The organism is Candidatus Methylomirabilota bacterium (genome assembly GCA_035936835.1).
In the GTDB taxonomy this organism is placed as follows: Bacteria; Methylomirabilota; Methylomirabilia; order Rokubacteriales; family CSP1-6; genus AR37.
In genome coordinates this window covers 1-4229 of the sequence record DASYVT010000024.1, presented here as the reverse complement: position 1 = coordinate 4229, position 4229 = coordinate 1, and the positions used below count along the sequence as shown (strand labels likewise).

General features: G+C 69.0%; 4 protein-coding genes. 1 reads left to right on the top strand and 3 read right to left on the bottom strand.

Going from position 1 to position 4229, the window contains the following annotated elements; all coding sequences use genetic code 11:
* Positions 1–82 precede the first annotated feature (82 nt).
* Genes VGV06_02505 through VGV06_02495 form a run of 3 tightly spaced genes read right to left on the bottom strand, consistent with a single transcriptional unit; the run spans position 83 to position 3032 of the window.
* The gene (locus tag VGV06_02505) at positions 83–505 is read right to left on the bottom strand and encodes a PaaI family thioesterase (protein HEV2054025.1); all 423 of its coding nucleotides are present in this window, start codon (positions 503–505) and stop codon (positions 83–85) included.
* Positions 502–1512 carry a zinc-binding dehydrogenase gene (locus tag VGV06_02500; GenBank protein ID HEV2054024.1) on the bottom strand — a complete coding sequence of 337 codons (1011 nt, stop codon included), beginning with the start codon at positions 1510–1512 and terminating at the stop codon, positions 502–504. The genes VGV06_02505 and VGV06_02500 overlap by 4 nt, the downstream gene beginning before the upstream one ends.
* Complete coding sequence (locus tag VGV06_02495; GenBank protein ID HEV2054023.1) at positions 1509–3032, bottom strand: class I adenylate-forming enzyme family protein; 1524 nt, start codon at positions 3030–3032, stop codon at positions 1509–1511. The genes VGV06_02500 and VGV06_02495 overlap by 4 nt, the downstream gene beginning before the upstream one ends.
* Positions 3033–3158: 126 nt before the next feature.
* Here VGV06_02495 and phnD point away from each other — a divergent pair, with 126 nt between their 5' ends.
* Complete coding sequence (gene phnD / locus VGV06_02490; protein ID HEV2054022.1) at positions 3159–4178, top strand: phosphate/phosphite/phosphonate ABC transporter substrate-binding protein; 1020 nt, start codon at positions 3159–3161, stop codon at positions 4176–4178.
* Positions 4179–4229 lie beyond the last annotated feature (51 nt).

Below are 4229 nucleotides of genomic sequence, written 5' to 3'. Positions count from 1 at the left end.
GGGCGGTCATCCGCGGGTCCAGGATCGACGAATTGCCGCCGCTGAAGTTGCGTTACGGGGTGCGGGGCAGGTTGGCCGCGCGCTAGCCGCGCTGGCCCGAGTACGTGCCGCGGCCGACCGCCACGAGGGTCTGCTGCTCGTCGTAGACGTCCACGTCCACGAGGGCCACTGTGCGCCCAGCCCGGCGGACGCGCGCGGTGCCGGTCAGGGATCCGCCGACCGCCGGCCGCAGGTAATCGATTCTCAAGTTGATCGTGGGCACGCCGCCGCCAAGCGCCATGCCGATCGCGAAGTCGCCGACTGCGTCGATGAAGGCCGCGATGGGTCCCCCATGGAACTGCCCGGTGCCCGCCCGCCGCTCGAGCTCCGGCCTCATCGGCATGCTCACGGTCAGCGTGGCCGCGTCGTGATCGAGCGCGACGACCCGGAGGCGCAGGAAGCCGAGAAAGGGCGAGGCGTCGAAGATGGCCTGGATCTGCTCGACGGAGAGCCTGGCGTCGCTCACGGCCGCACGACGACCTTGCCGAAGACGTCGCGGTCTTCCAGGAGGCGGAACGCCTCGTTCACCTCCGCGAGCGGCAGCTCGCAGTCGATGACCGGCTTCAGCCGTCCCTCCTGGATCAGCGCGAGGAGCGTGGCCAGATCCTTCCGCATCCAGCCGTTCGACCCCAGGATCTTGAGCTCGAAGGTCCAGATGAAGCGGAGGTCCTCCTTGGGATCGAAGCCCGCCGTGGCCCCGCACGTGAGGACCTTGCCCCCGCGGTGCAGGACCTTGAGCGACGGCACCCACGTCTCGCCGCCCGTGAAATTGACCACCACGTCCACGCCGCCAGTGAACTTCCGCCGGTGCGGCTTGCCGAAGGTCTCGTAGACCCACTTGACGAAGTCGTGCTTGGTGTAGTCGAGGACATGCGCGGCGCCCAAATCTTTGAGCCGCCCGAGCTTGCTGTCGCTGCTGGCGCAGGCGATCACTTCCGCGCCGCGGAGCCTCGCCAGCTGGACGCAGCAGGTGCCCACGCCGCCGGAGGCGCCGAGGATGAGGACCTTGTCCCCCGGCTTCACCTCGCCGATGGCGTGCATCATGCGCACGGCCGTGCCGTAGGCCACGGGCAGGCACGCGGCGGCGTCATATCCCACATCATCCGGCAGCGCGACCAGGTGGTGCGCCGGCACGCGGCAGTACTCGGCGAGCCCGCCGTGCCACATCTCACCCATGAGGCCGCCGGGCCCGACCCTGTCCACCGGATCGACCATGACCCGGTCGCCGGTCTTCCACCCCGTCACGGCGCTGCCGGTCTCGACGATGTCGCCGGCGAAGTCGACGCCCATGATGCAGGGCATCGGCACCTTGATGCCCGGCATGCCACGGCGCGTGAAGATGTCGTGGTAGTTGAGCGTGGTGGCGCGCACCTTGATGACGACGTCGTTGGGACCCGGGAACGGATCGGGGAACGCCGGCTCGATCCTGATGGACCCGGGCCCGCCGTGCTCGTAGATGACCGCGGCTCTCATGCTTTCGTCTCCACCTGGCGGTGCTCGAGCGCCAGCCGGCGGAGCGCCACGCGATCCACCTTGCCCGTGCTGGCGAGCGGCAGCGCCGGCATGAAGACGACGTGCCGCGGGTGCTGGTAGGCCGGCGCATGCGCGAGGGCGTACTGCTTGACGTCGTCATCGCGGAGGCGGCTACCGTCCCGTGTCACGACGAAGGCGAACGGCTTCTCGTACTTGATCTCGTCGGGGATCGGCACGACGCAGGCCTGGAGGATGTCAGGGTGCCGCTCGAGCATCGCCTCGACCTCGCCCGGATAGATGTTCTCGCCGCCGCAGATGAACATGTCGTCCGCGCGTCCGACAAAGTAGTACGCGCCCGTCCGGTCGCGCCTCAAGACGTCGCCGGAGAGGTACCAGCCGTCGGACGTGAGGACTTCCTTCGTCTTGTCGGGAAGATTGAGATAGCCCGTCATGTTGGCGGGCGTCCGGATCCAGAGCATGCCCTCGTCGGCATCGCTGCCATCGGAGCCCACGAGGCGCACTTCGACGCCCGGCCGCGGCCAGCCGAGGGCCAGGTCCGGCTGGCGCCGGCCGTCCGGATGCGGGCCGAACATGACGGGGCCGGCCTCCGTGGTGCCGTAGATGTAGGAGACGGCTGCGCCGGGGAAGGCCTTCTTGACCGCGTCGATGAGCTGCTGCGTCGTGGGCGCCGAGCCCATTCTCACCGCGCGCACCGAGGATAGATCCGTGCGCGAGAGGGTGTCGGTCTCGCGGAGGATCAGCGCCAGCATCGTCGGCACGGAGGTGAGGAACGTGACGCGGAAGCGTCCGATCGCCTCGACGTACCGGCGGGCGTCGAACTGCGGGAGCAAAACGATGCCGCCATGCGCGGCAAACACGACCTTGCTCGTGCCCAACGCGTTCATGTGGAAGAGCGGCGCGGCCACGATGAAGCGCTCCCTGTCGAGGCCCGTGCCCGCGGCGACACGCGATCGCACCGCCCAGAGCTGGCCGTCGTGGGACAGCGGCACGCCCTTGGGCCGGCCGGTCGAGCCTGAGGTGTACAGCACCATCGCCGTCTCACGGGCCTCGGGGCGCACGGCGGCGAACTCGCCGTGGTCCAGGAGCGCCTCGAAGCCGTCGGCCTTCGTCGAATCGAAGTCGACCAGCGGGATGCCGACAGGCACCTGCGCGCGACGCTCGCCGTCGCAGAACGCGAGCTTCACGGCCGAGTCGCGCAGGACGAAGTCGATCGTCTCGCGCGGGAACTTGTGGTTCACCGGGACCGACACCAGTCCCGCGCGCATCGTCCCAAAGTAGGCGACGAGGAACTCGGCGCGGTTCCCGGCCAGGATCGCCACCGCGTCCCCCCGCGTGAGGCCGCGGGCGAGCAGGCCCCGCGCGCAGGCATCGGCCAGGCGGTGGATCTCGCCGTGGGAGTATTCGCGAGGCCGCTCCCAGTCGAGACAGTCGATCAGCGCCGTAGCGCCGGCGGGTCGAGACCGGTCGAGCAAGTCGCCCAGGTTGACGGGTTGGGCCATGTGGACTGCTGAATATACACCACTTGAGCAGGGCCGCCGCTCCGGCGCGGCGCGAGCGTGGTAGTATTCGACACGGAAAGGCCTCGAGATGCCCCGGGGCGATCCACACAGGGAGGAGCCATGGGAGTGAGGCGGCGATTGACCACCCTGGCGGCGCTGATCGTGCTGATCGCGGGCTGGGCCGCGCTCGCGGCGGCGGCCGAGGGCTGCGCCCCCCGCGGCAAGCTCGACCCGATCTACTGCGACGACAACGGCGACGGCATCGCCGACCCGCCCAAGGACCCGGCCAAGCTCCTCAATCCCGACCCGCTCGTCTTCGCCTACGTCCCGGTCGAGGACCCGGCCGTCTACGGCCCCGTCTTCGCCGACCTGCTGCGCCACATCGAGAAGGTTACCGGCAAGAAGGTCCAGTACTTCGGCCCCCAGAATTACGCGGCCCAGCTCGAGGCCATGCGCTCGGGCCGGCTGCACGTCACGGGCTACTCCACCGGCAGCCTGGTCTGGGCCGTGAACGTGGCCGGCGCGGTGCCCTTCGCCCAAATGGCCACGGACAAGGGCCCGCGCGGCTACCACATGGTCGTCATCGCCCGCGGCAACGACACCAGGATCAACTCGGTGGCCGACCTCAAGGGCAAGCGCGTGGCTCACGTCTCCCAGACCTCGAGCTCCGGCCACCAGGCGCCCGTCTTCTTCTTCACCAAGCTCGGGGTGGTGCCGGGCAAGGATTACGAGATCGTCTTCTCGAGCAAGCACGACAACTCCATCCTCGGCGTAGTCAACGGCGATTACGACGCCGCCGCGGTGGCCGACACGGTGCTCGAGCGCATGGTGAACCGCGGCGTGGTCAAGCGCGGGGACTACAAGGTCGTCTACACCTCGCCCGTGTTCCCCACGGCCGGCTTCTCCTACTACTACGCCCTCGACCCCAAGCTCGCGGCCAAGATCAAGGAGGCCTTCTACTCCTTCAAGATCCAGGGCACGAGCCTGGGCAAGGACTTCCGCGACGCCACCCACTTCATCCCCATCGATTACAGGAAGGACTGGGAGGCCGTCGCGGGCATGCTCGAGGCCAACGGCGTGGTCTTCTCCCGCGAGTCGGCCGAGTACAAGAAACTCTCCGCGCCGCCGAGACGAGGCGGGGAGTAGGGACCCGCCCGGCCGGTGCTCGACGTCTCCGGGCTCACGAAGCGCTATCCC